Genomic DNA, 15,871 nt, shown 5'->3' on the forward strand with positions numbered 1-15,871 from the left:
GTTATGGCGTAGTGCTGCTTACCTGCAACACTTTGCCGTTGTAATAGGTATTGCCGGTTAAGGCAAAGTTATAAATATAGTCGGCCATTTGCTTAGGAGAAAGCGGCGCCTCATATCCGGGGAATGCCTCTTGCAACATCTCGGTATTTACAGCGCCTAAGGCCAGCACGTTAAAGGCAATGCCCTGCTCTTTATACTCTTCTGCCAATAGCTCAGATAGCGTAATTACCGCCCCTTTGCTGCTGCTGTATGCTGCGAGGCCTCCAAACTTCATGGTACCCTGAACGCCACCCATACTGCTTATGGTAACCACATGGCTACCCTTGCCCATAAAGGGAAGCACAGCCCTGTTTAAAGCTGCTACACCAAATACATTTACCTTGTAAATATACTCGAACTCATCTGCCGTAATATCGCCGAAAGGCTTTAAGATCAGGGCTCCGGCGTTGTGTATAAGTACATTTACAGTATGCCAGCTGTTCTCAATAAACTCTTTAACAGCAGTGGTGGTATTGGTTTCGGCAAGGTCCAGCTGAAGGCAGGTAATCTTTTCGTTCTCTAAAAGTGCATGCGGAATTTTACGGCTGATTGCCAAAACGTTATGTCCGGCAGAAGCAAATTGCAATGCAAGCTCATAGCCTATGCCCCTGCTGGTGCCAGTAATTATTATGTTCTTCATTATTTTTTCTTCATTACTATATCATTTGCAGGCGCGTTAACCATCTTATCGGTAACGGGTACCATCTCCTGAATGAATGCTGTCATATGCTTGGTATCCATGTGCTCAAAATCGTCTTCAACCTGGTGGTAATAGGCAAAGTTCTCAAAATCAAAGGTACAGATGGTTTGCGATGGTTTTTGGAATTCATTGTAAAAAGAATAGTTATCCGACCTGCGGAACAACTGATATTTCATCTCCACATCCAGATAGCCAATAAGCTTCTTACCGGCATATTCATTAATCTTATCGCCCATAGTACTCATACCATAGCCTGTAAGGTAAGCCATAATATCGCGGTTCATGGCAACGCCCACCATCTCAAAATTAAGCATGGCATATAGGTTAAAGTTTTGTGCTTTAAGCTTCGCCGCAAGGCTTTGCGAGCCTAATAGCCCTTTTTCTTCCCCCGAAAAATAGCAGAACAAGATACTGCGCTTGTTAGTTTTTGTCTTTCCAAAGTAATTAACTAACTCCGACACCGTAGTTACCCCACTGGCGTCATCGTTAGCACCGTTGTAAATGTTATCGGCTCCGGCAGCTGCATCTAACAGTGTACCAATGTGATCGTAATGAGCACCAAAAACCACAAACTCATTTTTAAGTTTTGGGTCGGTGCCTTCAAGGTATCCCACTACGTTGTAGGTGGTTTTCTCAAAATTGGTTAGGGTATCTTTATACGTTGTAAAATAAGGCTTAACACCATTTTTTACAAAAATATCTTCAAGGTATTGCGCTGCCTGCTCCAAGCCTTTACTCCCGGCATCGCGGCCCTGTAATTCATCCGACGACAAAAACTTTAGCGTTGCCGCCACTGATTTTTCTTCTACTTTATAATTTTTAGCCGATGTTTTTTGTGCATACGATAATGCCGAGCAGCCTATAGCTACAAGCAGGAATAATGTTTTTTTCATAGAGGTGTTGTTTACTTAGCTAAAGTAATAAAAAAATGGCAGTACGCATAAATCACAGTACCAATTACCGGTTCACTATAGTCCTGAACGTAAGATTTACACGTGGCCTATTCACTAATTTTGTAGGTGGAAGCCGGTGCAGCCAGTGCGATTGGGTTTCATCTTTCATTACGAGTAGGCTACCATGTTCCAAAATTATCGAAACCACTTCTTTAGTTTCTTTATGCTTAAAGGCAAACTTACGTTCGGCACCAAAACTGAGGGAGCCTATTGCACCGTTCTTCTTTAGATCTTTTTCGCCATCGCTGTGCCATGCCATCCCTTCGTTACCGTCATGGTACAGGTTAAGTAGGCAGGAGTTAAATGTTTCGCCTGTTCTTTCTTCTGCTAAGGTTTTAAGTTCGAGTAATTCGGGAGTCCAGGGCAATGCCTGTTTTGTAATATTGCTATACGTGTATTCAAACGGAAGCTCGCCATACCAGGCAACCTTACGTTTGGTAACAATGCGCTTGCCAAAAATCACGGCTTCATCATTTTTCCACTCGATAGTATTGAGCAGCGCTTCTAAATAATAGTTCGCCTTATCAAGCGGCATTAGTTTACCGTAATAGTTTACGGTACCATCTTTCGGCAAAAAATTATGATCAGCGGTTATTTCATTACCAAATAAATCCATATTTACAGCATTCTTTTAATTTACTTCACAATGCTTAATAGTGCAACTTAATTTTAAGTGTAGGTACGTAATTTTTTATTTTTGATAACTCTTCGGCATTAATAGATTGCGAGAATACATCCAGTTGCTTTAAATTTGGGGCAGATATCAATTTACTTTACCACAAAATTACTTGTTTTAAAACAAAATACCCACCCTGATACATCAGGGCGGGTATTTTTATATTTCTACAACAATGGTGGCTTATGCCAGCATAGTAACAGGATTTTCTATAAATAGTTTAAGCGTTTGCAGGAACTGTGCTCCTGTAGCGCCATCTATAGTACGGTGATCGCAGGTCAGAGTAACCATCATAGTATTACCTACCACGATCTGGCCGCCTTTAACCACTGGTTTCTGTACAATAGCACCTACCGAAAGAATAGCTGAGTTGGGCTGGTTAATGATAGAAGTAAACTCCTGTATACCAAACATCCCTAAGTTAGATACTGTAAACGTGCTACCTTCCATCTCTGCAGGCGCAAGTTTTTTGTTCCTTGCTTTACCGGCAAGGTCTTTTACAGCACCACCAATTTGAGAAAGGCTCATGTTATCTGTAAATTTAAGTACCGGTACCAAAAGGCCATCTTCTACAGCTACAGCAACACCAATGCTTATGTGTTTGTTATAGATAGTAACATCTTCTTTCCACTGGGTATTAACCTGCGGGTGTTTACGAAGCGCCATTGCACAAGCCTTGATAACAAGGTCGTTAAACGACACTTTAGTATCCGGCACGGCATTTAGCACGCCGCGGGATGCTATAGCATTATCCATATCAAGTTCAATAGTGAGGCTATATTCCGGAGCAGTAAATTTAGATTCGCCCAAACGCTTGGCAATTACCTTACGCATTTGGTTGTTCTTAACCTCTTCCGTAGCTACTTCACCTGTTGGAACGTAAGCCGGTTTAGCAGCAGCCTGCTCTTTAGCCGGAGCAGCTGTTGCAGCTGCCGGTTGTTGCGCAGGAGCGGCGGCAGCCGGTGTAAAGTTCTCGATATCTTTTTTAACGATACGGCCGTTCTCACCAGATCCTTTTACCTGATCAAGGCTTACACCTTTATCCTGGGCAATTTTACGGGCAAGCGGAGAAACAAATACCCTACCGCCATCATTAGATGCTGCAGGGGCAGCCTCTTCAGCTTTAGGAGCTTCTTTAGTTTCTTCTTTTTTATCTTCTGATTTAGGTTTGTCTTCGCTTTTGCTTTCGGCAACAGCAGGAGCAGCATCTTTACCAATGTTGCTAACATCTGTACCTGCAGGGCCTATTATAGCAAGAACGCTGTCTACCGGAGCCGACTCGCCTTCTTTAACACCTATAGATAATAAAGTACCGGCGTTGAATGATTCAAACTCCATAGTAGCTTTATCAGTTTCGATCTCAGCAAGGATGTCTCCTTCTTTAACTTCGTCACCTACTTTTTTAAGCCAGGTTGCAACAGTACCATCGGTCATGGTATCGCTAAGGCGTGGCATGGTAACCACAACAACACCCTTAGGCAATGCCGCAGGGGCTGCTTTTTTATCTTCGGTTTTTTCTTCAGCCTTAGGCTCAGAAGCTTTGTCTTCGGTTTTAGCCTCAGCTTTTTCTTCTTTCGGAGCTTCTTCTTTTTTATCAGAAGCACCCTCAGATGAACCGCCTTTACCGTCAAGAAGCGCCTGATAATCTTCGCCCTCTTTACCGATTACAGCAAGAACGCTGTCTACCGGAGCAGTATCGCCTTCTTTAATCCCTATATATAGTAATGTACCGGCATCAAAAGCCTCAAACTCCATAGTGGCTTTATCAGTCTCTATTTCTGCAAGTATATCACCCTCTTTAATGGTGTCACCTACTTTTTTAAGCCACGTTGCCACAGTACCCTCAGTCATGGTATCGCTAAGGCGTGGCATGGTAATAATTTTTGCCATGGTTATTATTGTAGTTTATGTGGTAAAAAAGGATAGTTTTCCTGATCGTAAACAACGTCATACATAACGCTTAATTCAGGGTATTCTGATTCTTCAGCAAATTTTTCACACTCAGCAACAAGGTCTTTAACCCTTGCGTCAATTGCTTCAATTTCTTCGTCTGTAGCGTATTTGTTTTCTTTTATAACATCAAGCACCTGTGTAATAGGGTCTATTTTACGGTACTCTTCCACTTCATCTTTAGTCCTGTAGTGTTGTGCATCACTCATAGAGTGGCCCCTGTAACGGTACGTTTTCATTTCTAAGAACGTTGGCCCGTCTCCGCGGCGTGCCCTGTCTATAGCCTCATGCATAGCTTCGGCAACTTTAACAGGATTCATACCATCTACTGGCCCGCATGGCATTTCATAACCAAGGCCCAGTTTCCAGATATCAGTATGGTTAGCAGTACGCTCTACCGATGTACCCATTGCGTAACCGTTGTTCTCTACAATGAATACTACCGGAAGTTTCCATAGCATAGCCATGTTAAATGCTTCGTGTAGCGATCCCTGGCGTGCAGCACCATCACCAAAATAGGTAAGGGTTACACCACCGGTCTCAAAATATTTATCGGCAAAGGCAAGGCCAGCGCCAAGAGGAATTTGCCCGCCCACGATACCGTGGCCGCCGTAAAATCCTTTTTCTTTAGAAAATATGTGCATAGAGCCACCTAAACCTTTAGAGGTTCCTGTGCCTTTACCTAAAAGCTCTGCCATAACACGGCGGGGATCTACACCCATACCAATAGGTTGCGGGTGGTTACGGTATGCTGTTATCATTTTATCTTTAGACAGGTCCATGGCATGCAATGCTCCTGCAAGCACCGCTTCCTGGCCGTTGTATAAGTGAAGGAAACCCCTCACCTTTTGCTGAATATACAAGGCAGCAAGCTTGTCTTCAAACTTTCTCCAAAACTGCATGTCTTCATACCACTTCAGGTAAACCTCTTTTGTAATTTCTTTCATTGCTAAATGATTGTTGCTCACGTGATTTTAAATGTTTTGGAAACACCCAAAAGCCTTTCCTCGCAAAATTGCGAAATGCAAAAATAAGACTTCCCTTTAATAACAAAAAAAATTACAGCAAGTATTTTGTTATTTTTTAAAAGGATTACCCATCGTGATGTTATTAAAAAGTAAAGGGATTTAAATAAATCCCTTTTCACTCGTTTTCGTAATGTAAAGCGCGCACAAATTACTTTGTGCTGCTGTATGCTAATATTCGTCCCAATCGTCGCCAAAGTTAAAGGTAAGCGAGAAACGAAGGGTATTTTCTAACGGGTTCCTTACTTTTGATGCAGAGAACAGGTAAGAAACATCTACCTTAACTACATTGTATTTAAAGCCGGCACCCATAGAGAAAAATTTACGTGCACCCTTAAGCTCATTCTCATTAAAATAACCAAGACGGAACATAAATGCATTATTGTACGTATACTCTGCACCTACCGAATAGGTAATTTCTTTAAGCTCCTCTTTTACACCATCGGGCGCATCGCCAAATGATTTAAACATACCGGAAACCCAGTTAATATCGTTATAATCCTGCAACCTTTGTCCGTATTCGTTATTTGCAATGTCCTGCTCAGCATTACCAATCTCCCCATCGCCATCAGCATCTATTGCTGCTACAGTTGCAGGAGGTGTAGGTACTAAAAGCTTTGCAAACTCTACGCTTACACCTACTGTGTTATACTCATCAAAAATAAAATCAAAGCCGCCTCCAAGCTTTAAATTAGCCGGTAAAAAGTTTGAGCTAAGTTCAGGATCACTGTCATAGCTAATTTTAGGACCTAAATTTTGCAAATTGAAACCTGCCCTCCAACGGCCATCAAAATCAGAAAAAGCTGTTTCTTCAGACTGATAAAAACCGGAAAGGTCAAAAGCAAACGAAGATGCCGCCTGTGCATCGGCACTACTGCCCGCAAATGCTTCTGCAATTCTCAGGTTAGACCTGATGTACCTTGCCGCTACCGACATTGAGAAACGCTCGTCAAGTTTTAGTGAGTACGAAAGGTCTACCGCGAGTTCGTTAGGGTTACGCACTAATGCCGGATCTTCTGCATTTTGCCTTAACTCAATTTCACCAAGGCTAAAATATCTTAAACTACCCGCAAAGGCCATACGCTCATCAAACTTATTGAAAAACGTTACCTGACCCAACGAAATGTCATTTGCAATACTGGTCATGTATGGCGTATAACTTGCTGAAAAACCATACTCTTTTAATGCAAACGCATATTTAGCGGGGTTCCATTGTTGTGAGAAAACATCAGATGATGTAGCCACACCCTGATCTGCCATACCGGCAGCACGGGCATCGGCAGCAATTAGTAAAAATGGCACACCTGTGGTTATAACCCGGCTGTTATCCTGAGCCTTTGCTACGTGCATTCCTAAGAGGCCTACGGCAATAAAAATTATTTTCTTCATTATGTTATTCAAAATTTAAGGGTCACAAATATACTATTTTTTACAGCAAAACAAGTTTTTCATACTTTTCTGCTCTTTTATTGGTTGTAGAAGATCTAACAGTGAGTTTATAAACATACACTCCCTTACCTATTTTGTCGCCAAAATCATCACGCCCATCCCATTTAATCTCGCGGCACAAAAAGCCATCTGTAGTAACACTCTGGTTAATGGTTTTTACGATTTTACCGGTTACAGTAAATATTTGCACCTGAACATCAAGCAATTCAAACGGCCTGTTGTGCGAAAACCAAAACTCAGTATAGCTAACAAACGGGTTGGGGTAATTAAGCACCCTTTCCAGCTTTAGCTCATCATCTCCGGTAACTACAAATTGTATCTCGGCAGTAACAAGGTTATTATACACATCCCAAGCCTTAAAGGTTAGTGTATGCAAACCCTCTGCAAGGTTAGTAAACGGAAAACGTACCGTTCCTGTTGTATAGTCATCTATATTAGCTTCATAATAATCGTTCATAAGGAAAGGATTGGTCTCATCTCCATCTAATATCCCAATAATATCGTGCCCAATACCGCTGGCAGTATTAATACCATGCGCATCAAAAAGCTGGGCAATAAGTATGGGAGTACTGTTTGTTATACCGCCCGACACGAACGATTCATCGTTCATATACAACCTTGCTGTTGGCGCAGTATTATCTTCTTCTGCATTTGGGTTAACCCCACCTATTTTTATCAAAGCATCATACCCTGTATGATCTTCCAGCACATTATTTTTTTTAGAATAAAAACTAACACGCCCTTCGGCAACCGGCACACGAATGTCGCGCGGTACAACAAAACCAAATTCAAATTGGCCGTTAGTAACCGTTGCATTACCCCTAAAAATAGTTTCGCCTAATGTTTGAAACGGAGTAACCTGCCCCATATTATCGTTATCCAGTGTTACTTTATTTATAGGCTTATCAAAAACCGTAACCTCCAGCACTCCGTTATAATTACCCATTAAAGTATTATTCTCATCGGTAACCCTGCCGCCAAGCTTTGCATAAGCAAGTGACTGTAAAACATCGGTAGTGCCAGTTATAGGAGCATCGTTAATATGAGTAAGCACAATTTTAGGCTTAGGTACTGCAAGTTTAAGCGCCGGATCGCCAATAAAACATACCATCCTGATGTTATTATCTGCCATTAAAAACTTGGTCTGCCGTAGCGCCTCTGCCATAGATGGATATTCCGGACTATCAAAAGCATACAGCTTTTGGGTAATTATAGGATTAAATTCATTTGCCACACTTATAAAAAGTTCGCGCGTAGTGGTTATCATTGCTATAGCCCCCCCGGTAGGATTCCAATATAAATACTCTCCTGCGGTTTGCCTGTAGGGGTTATCAAACTTGGTAAGTTCGCAGGTGGCCGTAATAAATAATGCATATTTATACCTGTTAGTAAGCTCTGCAACATCAGAAATTTTAAAAACACGCTCACTCGCAAGGCCGTCTTCGCCACCATGACCAAAATAATTTACTACTAATGCGCCATAATTTATAGTACGTTTAAGTTCATCTTCGGCATCAGGATAACGCTGCCCGCCGGAAGATGCCTGCTGTTCATACGAATCCAGGTAAATTTTTCGCACATTAACAAACGGACGGTTATTACGCAAGTCGGTTACCGTTTCTTCCAACTTGGCCTGAAAACCAAGAGACCCATTACCATCTAAATCGTCTGAGACTACCACAAACTCATTGCGCCACCTGCCGTACGAATCGGCATGCTTGTATTCTGCAACCTTATTTACCATTTCATCGGCCTGCGATTTACTGCTTACAAGCATCCTGCCCGTTGCAATATCCAACCCCTCGGTAATACCTCCGGTCATACGCATCTCTCCTTCGGCATCATCCATTAGCCCAAAAAAATCATCGGTAACAAAAGTGGTAATTATACTGTAATTTCGGGCACCATTAGGATCATAAGCATGAAAAGTAGGCACTATGTTAGTATTATTGGGTATACGGTCTTTGTAATCAAAAGAGCCATCTCCAAAAAGATTTACATATTTAATTCGCTTATCCGGTGTAGATGCATTGTTATAAATATACTTAACCAAATTTCTTATGGCAGCAATATCCTGCTTGCCCGACGAAAATTCCTGGTATATATTATCAAGCGAAATCACCTTTACGCTGAGGCCATCCTCTGTACGATGTAAATTAGCAAGTGTTTCTGCAGATGACCTTAAATCTTCGGGAGTGACTATTAAATAATCAAGATCCTGGAATTCGCCCTGGGTATTGTTAAATATTGTACCCTTTAAATTTTGATTGGCCACTTTAGCCTGCGATTCTTTTAAAGGTGTATAGTAGTCAGACGCCACTACCGCAACATATTGCCTTAACGACCCCATATTGCCTTTAAAAGAAAACGATGCCTGCCCGTTATTATCTATACCCCGTGCATTGTAAATATCGGTAATATCCCAAACCTCATCTATACCGGCAGCACTGCTAAAATTATACTGCACCACCCCAAGGTTATTGGCAGTTTCTTTTAAACGGAACCTAAACTGGCCATTTCCTCCCCTGAGGGCTCTTTTACCCTCAATATTTATATGGTCCAGCCAGGCGTTAGATGCCGGGTTGCCACCATTATTATACGTAAGCGATATGGTAGTAGTGCCCGCAGGGGTAAATGTACCCGTAAAGTCCCTGTCTATTGCCGCAACAGTATCTTCAGTATTAGCTCCAAAAGACAGGGAGCCCACCACGCCACCATTAGCCTTAACCTCCATAGTAGTAGATACAATAGAGTTTGCCGCAGCATTAACCGATATGGTATAAGGCCCTTCGGCATCAGGGAGGTTAAACTCAAAATCCTGCACATTATCTACATTAAATTGCTCACCATGCCATTTACGGCCCAATCGGGCAATACTAACAAGATCCTGCTCATGAAAATAATAAGCATCAAAACTACTTGTTTGCAACGTAGGCGCACCGGTAGGCTGGGTAGCATCTATAATACGCTTGCCGTTACCACTACCTGCCGATGTTACATAATAATACGTCCTGTCGGCAAATAGATTATTATTGGTATCGCTTTCACTATTCCAGTTATCAACACCCTCGGCGTAGAAAAGTATGTAATCGTCGTTGCCAAAATTACCATCATTTTCACCTATAAACCTTACGGCATTTTCCTGAAGGTCTGCAGGGTACTCTATAGAATTAAGCAATGGAAGCATGCGCCCACCGTTACCGTATATTTTTATTTTTCGGGGATCGGTGTTTACGTTAAACCCAAGCGACGATAAAAAACTACGGCTTAACCTGTAAACGCCTGATTTTTCTACATAAAAACGATACCATTCACCCGATGCAAGCACCGAGTTTGTTATAACATTTGCAGCCATGCCACTCCTTGCAGTACTGGCCTGCCCAAGCGAATAGGTGTAAGAAAATGATTTTATTCTTTTATAACTTGAGCCTTCTTTAACGATAGGCGAAAGCGACAACGAACCAAACCATTGTTCCCTGGCCTTATAGCCATTTAAAACAGGTTTTTCTGTTGAAGGGATTTTTGAAGCAGAGAGCTGCCCCAATTGTGCGGCAGTTATGCTTTCATACACTATATTAGAGAGTTGTAACGAGGTGGTATTTACAGCTCCCGAAACCGGAAAGACCGCAGAAAAGCTAAGCTGCTTTAAAGAAACATCGTAACGCATATATTCACTCTGAAAAACAGGTATTTTAACCGGCTTATCGCCAACAGATGTTGTTGTGTTATCAACCCAGTTTAAAGCAATTTCGGTTCTTTGCTGTGCAAAAGACAACAAAGAATATAGGAGTGTAAAAAAGAGTAACCTGTTTTTCATTATTCAAACAACGCAGATAGCGCTATTATATTACGGTGGTGCGATTTTTTTTATTGGTATGGTACTGCAATATTACTCCAAAAACCACGTTATATACAGACACATTTAACATAATTTTGTAATTTTATTAAAAATTTTAAAAACGTGTTGCAGTTTAATGGTTAATTATTATATTGCGCCACGAAATTTATTTACCTACAGAAAGATGAAAGTTAACAAAATCACGGCTTTAAGAGTGTTGCTCGCAATGGCGGTAACAGTGGGTTTTACCGGCTGCAGCAAAAAGGGCGCAGGTGGAGACACTTCCACAGCTACGGGATGGAAGATTAATGACCGAAAAGGTGGTTTCCAGCACAACTCCAGGTACAAACAGCAGGCAACTGCACCGGGACTGGTTGAAGTAGAAGGCGGAACATTTACCATGGGTAAAGTTCAGGACGATGTTATGCACGATTGGAACAACACACCAACCCAACAACACGTTCAGTCTTTCTTTATGGATGAAACAGAGGTTACCAATGTTATGTACATGGAATACCTTGACTGGCTTAAAAGAGTTTTCCCTCCTACGGAAGAGAACTATAAAAATATATATGTAGGTGCACTACCCGATACTCTTGTATGGAGGAGCGCTCTTGGATATAACGAAACCATGACTAACAACTACCTTAGGCATCCGGGCTACTCTAACTACCCTGTAGTTGGTGTTAACTGGATCCAGGCGGTTGAATTTAGTAAATGGAGAACTGACCGTGTTAACGAAAACACGCTTGAGCAGGAAGGCTACCTTAAAAGGGATGCCAAGCTTACTGATGCAACCGCAGAAGCTACTTTTAGTACAGAAGCTTACCTTGAGAGCCCTACAAAGAGCTACGGTGGTAACGAAGAAATTGTACTAAAAGGCCCAAGAAATAAACTTGCAAGCAAAGAAGATGCTAAAGGCGTTTATGCCCAAAGAACTTCTGGCCTTATACTTCCTGAGTACAGGCTTCCAACCGAAGCTGAGTGGGAATATGCTGCTATAGCGCTTGTTGGTAACCGTGAGTATAATTTATACCGTGGTAACAAAAAATATCCTTGGAAAGGCCAATATACCCGTAACGGTAAAAGGCAGACTAAAGGTGACCAGTTAGCCAACTTTAAACAAGGTAAAGGTGACTACGGAGGAATTGCAGGATGGAGCGATGATAACGCTGATATTACTGCACCTGCTAAATCGTATCCACCAAACGATTTTGGTCTTTATGATATGGCTGGTAACGTAGCCGAGTGGGTTGCCGACGTTTACCGTCCTATAGTTGATGATGAAGCTAACGACTTTAACTACTACAGGGGTAACGTTTACATGAAAAACAAAATTGGCGAAGACGGACGTGCTGAAATTGTTACTGCCGAAACTATTGAGTATGATACTCTAAGCAATGGTAGGATACAGTACAGGAACCTTCCTGGCCAAATTGCTCAAACGCAAATTACTAAAGAAGATACTTACCTTAGGCAAAACTATACCAAAGCTGATAACAGAAATTACAGGGATGGTGACAGGCAGTCTACACGTTACTACGACTTTGGTACTACTGACGAAGAAGCAGGTGCATTAACTGATGCTGAAAGGATGTACGATTCTCCTAAACACCTTGTTGCTAAAGACAGCCTTGGTAACATGCTTAGAGAATACGATAAAACTTCTAAAAGAACTACACTTATTAACGATAACGTAAGGGTATTTAAAGGTGGTTCGTGGAGAGACAGGGCTTACTGGTTAGACCCGGCTCAAAGAAGGTACTTCCCTCAGGATATGGCTACAGACTATATTGGTTTTAGATGTGCTATGTCTAAAGTTGGACCTAAAAACGCAAGAAAAACTGCAAGAAATTAATTTCTTACAACATAAAATTATCAATAAAAGCCCTAATTTAGGGCTTTTATTATTTTACACCGTTTATCATTTTATATGGAAACCAGCGAGCTTTACAATTACTTTTTAGAATGCACCGGTATTGCTACCGATACCCGTAAAATTACACCCGGCTCTTTGTTTGTTGCCCTTAAAGGCGACAACTTTGATGCCAATACTTTTGCTGCCGAAGCACTTAATAAGGGCGCTCTTTATGTTGTGATAGACAACCCTGCTTATAAAACCAATGACAGGATGTTATTGGTTAACAACGGGCTTACAGCCTTGCAGCAACTGGCGCAATACCATCGCAGGGAGCTTGGCCTGCCCATAATAGGGCTTACTGGCAGTAATGGCAAAACAACTACCAAAGAGCTAATAAATGCTGTACTCTCTAAAAAATACGCTACTAAGGCTACGATAGGCAACCTCAACAACCACATAGGCGTACCCCTTACACTGCTTTCTTTTACTACTGAAACCGAAATTGGTATTGTAGAGATGGGTGCCAACCATCAAAAAGAAATTGAGTTTTTGTGCAACATAGCCGAACCTAATTTTGGCTACATTACAAACTTTGGCAAAGCACATTTAGAAGGTTTTGGCGGATATGAAGGTGTTATTAAAGGCAAGAGTGAGCTATACACTTATTTAGAGCAAAACACTAAAATGGCTTTCGTAAATTTAAATGATACCATACAGAAAGAAAAGACACAGCAACTGCCCCGCTTTACTTTTGCTACCGAAAGTTATGATGGCGATGTGCGAATAGAAAGCATTACTGCAAATCCTATGGTGTCTTTGATTTATAAAGACCTGCACATACAATCGCACCTTATAGGCATTTATAACGCGGCTAACATAAGCGCGGCCATTGCTATTGGGCACTACTTTAAAGTACCGGATGATTTAATAAAAGAAGCCATAGAAGGCTATATCCCTGCTAACAACCGCTCACAGCTTTTAGAAAAAGACAGTAATAGCATTATATTAGATGCCTATAACGCCAACCCAAGCAGTATGGCAGCAGCCATAAATAACTTTATACAGTTAGGCCATCCGGGTAAAGTTGCCATTTTAGGCGATATGTTCGAGCTGGGTCCTGAAAGCCTGTACGAACACAAAAAAGTTGTTGAATTATTGATTGACGAGAAAGAAATAGAAGTCCACTTTATAGGTCCGGATTTTTACAGCAACATTGTAGATGAAAGCAATATACACTTTCATAAAAGTTTTGACGATTTTAAGCAATATATGCAGGGTGTAAAGTATATCAACAAAAATATACTCATAAAGGGTTCGCGGGGTATGGCACTGGAGCGCACACTCGATCTGATATAAAAATCTTAAAGGCGCTGCATTAATTTGTAGCGCCTTTATCTTTATTAAGCGCAGAACCTTCCGGCGGATAGGATAATGTACTTTTTATCGATTTTATCTTTTCTTCGCTAAAACCGGGAAGCTGTAAATCATTTTCCTCTTTCCACTGTTTAACAGTTTCGCTCGTTGTTGCGGCTTTATCTTCGGCAGGAACCTTATCGCGGGTTAGATAAACAGTTTGCGATGGTAGCGCAAAACCGGTACCGCTGGCATCAACCACATCCATCATGCGCAAAAGTAAATCTTCCTGCACTTCCTGAAACGCATCAAAATTTGCAGCGTTTATATAAGCATATACTTCAATTTTTACCGAAGCGGAATTAAACCCCGTAAACCTCACCTTTGCAGGATCGGGGTTTACCATTGGGTGTGCATATAATATAGCTCTTAATTCTACCAATAAATACCGCACTTGGTCGGGGGTGGTTTCTTTCCTGAATTCCAAAACCGGGTCAAACAAAAAGCGGTCGCGGTGGGCGTAATTCTCAATCCTGTTCGATGAAAAATCTCCATTGGGTATCGTAACTACAGTACGCTCTCCGGTACGCAAACGTGTAGAGCGTATGCCTATCTGCTCTACCGTACCCGATACCTCGCCTACCTTACAAAAATCGCCCACACGCACCGGCTGATCGGCGATAAGGGTAACGCTGCCCACAAAATTCTCCACGGTTTTTTGAGCCCCAAGTGCCAGGGCTATACCACCTATTCCCAACGCAGCAAACCAGGTATTAACATCTACCCCTACTACCCCAAGCACCGATATGATCCCGAAAACAATTATCGCTATCTTAAAGGCACGTCGCACAAAAAGTATTACTGATATGGCCGATACCCTTCCCCGCTGGGTCATTCGGTCTTTAGTAAATGTGCTAATAAAATCGGTTAAACGCCATAATAGTATAAGAAATGCCAGCACCCCTACTATAAGTGTTATGGCACTAAACCTTTGCCGTACAATTATAGATATGCCTATTTGCTGTGAAACGGTTACAAATATCCACAAGGCAACACACAACCTGAATGGCAGCACCAAAGCTGCAATTATACCCGAAGTAGGTTCGGTTTCGGCCTTACGCCAAATTTTGCGTATTAAAAAACTACAGATGAAAACAATACCCCATGCAATAAGATACGATATAATAACCAGTACTATCAGCGCCAGCCAGTGCCCTATGGGCACACCGCCCAGCATGGTGTCTTTTAACACCTGAGGCAAAGCCCTGTCAATTAACAAATTGTCATTAATCTTGAGGGCAGCTACGGCAGCAATGGTTTCCTCCGAAAAGAGCCATACCGGCGGGGCATCTTCGGCAGCCTTATTTTCTACGTAAAGGTCTATTATTACACCATCAGATGTAACGGTACCTATCAGGTCGGTATTTTGCGGGAGGTCGTCATCGGTACGGCCGGTTGCTTTATTGCTTATAAGCGAATACGGCATAATATCGCCGCCCTGGTCCAGCAGGCGCTGCATTACCTTTACAATACGCTCCCGCTCCTTTAAGCGGCGTTGTGTACGTTTAGTAAGATCAAGAAAGCGGCTTGCACGAGTATAATTCTGGTCGGCCACAGCCTGAATGAATCCACTAACCGTACCACGCGGATTTTGCCTGCCCAGCGAGTCATCCGGAAATTTTTGCTCGGGCACTTCCTGTTTTTCGCCTGTAAGGTCGCTTAAGGTTTGCGCAGTAATTTGAAAAGGCATTAGCATTAAAACACCCAAGAGAATTAGTGCGTGCAACATTTTTGTTAGGCGAAGCATAGGTTATAAGGTTGGTTAGATAAACAATTACTAAATTTAGCAAAATACCTGTCCTGCCGCAAGCGTTTAACGTTACTTTTAATTTTTTGCCCTACGTTGCTTTGTTCATGACCCCATTGCCCCTGAAGTTCAGGGAGTCATTCAAATGATGATTCACTCTAACAAAAGCTTCAGTTTTACTTGAGCTTTTTTATTTTAATAGCCTTAAATCTATTACTTT

General features: G+C 41.9%; 10 protein-coding genes. 2 read left to right on the plus strand and 8 right to left on the minus strand.

Annotated features, from left to right (window positions below):
* Position 1 precedes the first annotated feature (1 nt).
* The 7 genes from FMM05_RS08425 to porU form a co-directional block, all read right to left on the minus strand.
* Positions 2-679, minus strand: a complete 678-nt coding sequence (locus FMM05_RS08425; protein ID WP_143372899.1) for an SDR family NAD(P)-dependent oxidoreductase — start codon at positions 677-679, stop codon at positions 2-4.
* Positions 679-1,632: a M28 family peptidase gene (locus FMM05_RS08430; protein ID WP_143372900.1), complete on the minus strand. Its 954-nt coding sequence runs from the start codon at positions 1,630-1,632 to the stop codon at positions 679-681. Before FMM05_RS08430 ends, FMM05_RS08425 begins: the two co-directional genes overlap by 1 nt.
* Before the next feature lie 64 nt (positions 1,633-1,696).
* Entirely contained in the window at positions 1,697-2,308 is a 612-nt protein-coding gene (locus FMM05_RS08435) for an alpha-ketoglutarate-dependent dioxygenase AlkB family protein (RefSeq protein WP_143372901.1), read from the minus strand.
* 243 nt (positions 2,309-2,551) lie between these two features.
* Positions 2,552-4,258 (minus strand): 2-oxo acid dehydrogenase subunit E2, encoded by a 1,707-nt coding sequence (locus tag FMM05_RS08440; protein WP_143372902.1) that lies wholly within the window; start codon positions 4,256-4,258, stop codon positions 2,552-2,554.
* A gap of 5 nt (positions 4,259-4,263) precedes the next feature.
* Positions 4,264-5,265, minus strand: coding sequence for a pyruvate dehydrogenase (acetyl-transferring) E1 component subunit alpha (gene pdhA / locus FMM05_RS08445; RefSeq protein ID WP_143372903.1), 1,002 nt, complete (start codon positions 5,263-5,265; stop codon positions 4,264-4,266).
* 249 nt (positions 5,266-5,514) lie between these two features.
* The gene (gene porV / locus FMM05_RS08450; protein WP_143372904.1) at positions 5,515-6,732 is read right to left on the minus strand and encodes a type IX secretion system outer membrane channel protein PorV; all 1,218 of its coding nucleotides are present in this window, start codon (positions 6,730-6,732) and stop codon (positions 5,515-5,517) included.
* Between the two features lie 40 nt (positions 6,733-6,772).
* On the minus strand, positions 6,773-10,609 hold the full coding sequence (gene porU / locus FMM05_RS08455; RefSeq protein WP_143372905.1) for a type IX secretion system sortase PorU: 3,837 nt from the start codon (positions 10,607-10,609) through the stop codon (positions 6,773-6,775).
* Positions 10,610-10,814: 205 nt separating this feature from the next.
* Between porU and gldJ the strand changes: the two genes are divergently transcribed.
* Positions 10,815-12,488, plus strand: coding sequence for a gliding motility lipoprotein GldJ (gldJ, locus tag FMM05_RS08460; protein WP_143372906.1), 1,674 nt, complete (start codon positions 10,815-10,817; stop codon positions 12,486-12,488).
* Positions 12,489-12,563: 75 nt separating this feature from the next.
* On the plus strand, positions 12,564-13,847 hold the full coding sequence (locus tag FMM05_RS08465; RefSeq protein ID WP_143372907.1) for a UDP-N-acetylmuramoyl-tripeptide--D-alanyl-D-alanine ligase: 1,284 nt from the start codon (positions 12,564-12,566) through the stop codon (positions 13,845-13,847).
* Positions 13,848-13,866: 19 nt separating this feature from the next.
* On the opposite strand, the gene FMM05_RS08470 is transcribed toward FMM05_RS08465, so the two are convergent.
* Positions 13,867-15,594 (minus strand): mechanosensitive ion channel family protein, encoded by a 1,728-nt coding sequence (locus FMM05_RS08470; RefSeq protein ID WP_143372908.1) that lies wholly within the window; start codon positions 15,592-15,594, stop codon positions 13,867-13,869.
* Positions 15,595-15,871 lie beyond the last annotated feature (277 nt).

Origin of the sequence: Flavobacterium zepuense (assembly GCF_007097145.1) — a bacterium.
Taxonomy (GTDB): domain Bacteria; phylum Bacteroidota; class Bacteroidia; order Flavobacteriales; family Flavobacteriaceae; genus Flavobacterium; species Flavobacterium zepuense.

Coding starts and splice junctions, on each gene's coding strand:
- FMM05_RS08425 (WP_143372899.1), bottom strand. CDS start 679: ATGAAGAACATAATAATTACTGGCACCAGCAGGGGCATAGGCTATGAG.
- FMM05_RS08430 (WP_143372900.1), bottom strand. CDS start 1,632: ATGAAAAAAACATTATTCCTGCTTGTAGCTATAGGCTGCTCGGCATTA.
- FMM05_RS08435 (WP_143372901.1), bottom strand. CDS start 2,308: ATGGATTTATTTGGTAATGAAATAACCGCTGATCATAATTTTTTGCCG.
- FMM05_RS08440 (WP_143372902.1), bottom strand. CDS start 4,258: ATGGCAAAAATTATTACCATGCCACGCCTTAGCGATACCATGACTGAG.
- pdhA (WP_143372903.1), bottom strand. CDS start 5,265: ATGAAAGAAATTACAAAAGAGGTTTACCTGAAGTGGTATGAAGACATG.
- porV (WP_143372904.1), bottom strand. CDS start 6,732: ATGAAGAAAATAATTTTTATTGCCGTAGGCCTCTTAGGAATGCACGTA.
- porU (WP_143372905.1), bottom strand. CDS start 10,609: ATGAAAAACAGGTTACTCTTTTTTACACTCCTATATTCTTTGTTGTCT.
- gldJ (WP_143372906.1), top strand. CDS start 10,815: ATGAAAGTTAACAAAATCACGGCTTTAAGAGTGTTGCTCGCAATGGCG.
- FMM05_RS08465 (WP_143372907.1), top strand. CDS start 12,564: ATGGAAACCAGCGAGCTTTACAATTACTTTTTAGAATGCACCGGTATT.
- FMM05_RS08470 (WP_143372908.1), bottom strand. CDS start 15,594: ATGCCTTTTCAAATTACTGCGCAAACCTTAAGCGACCTTACAGGCGAA.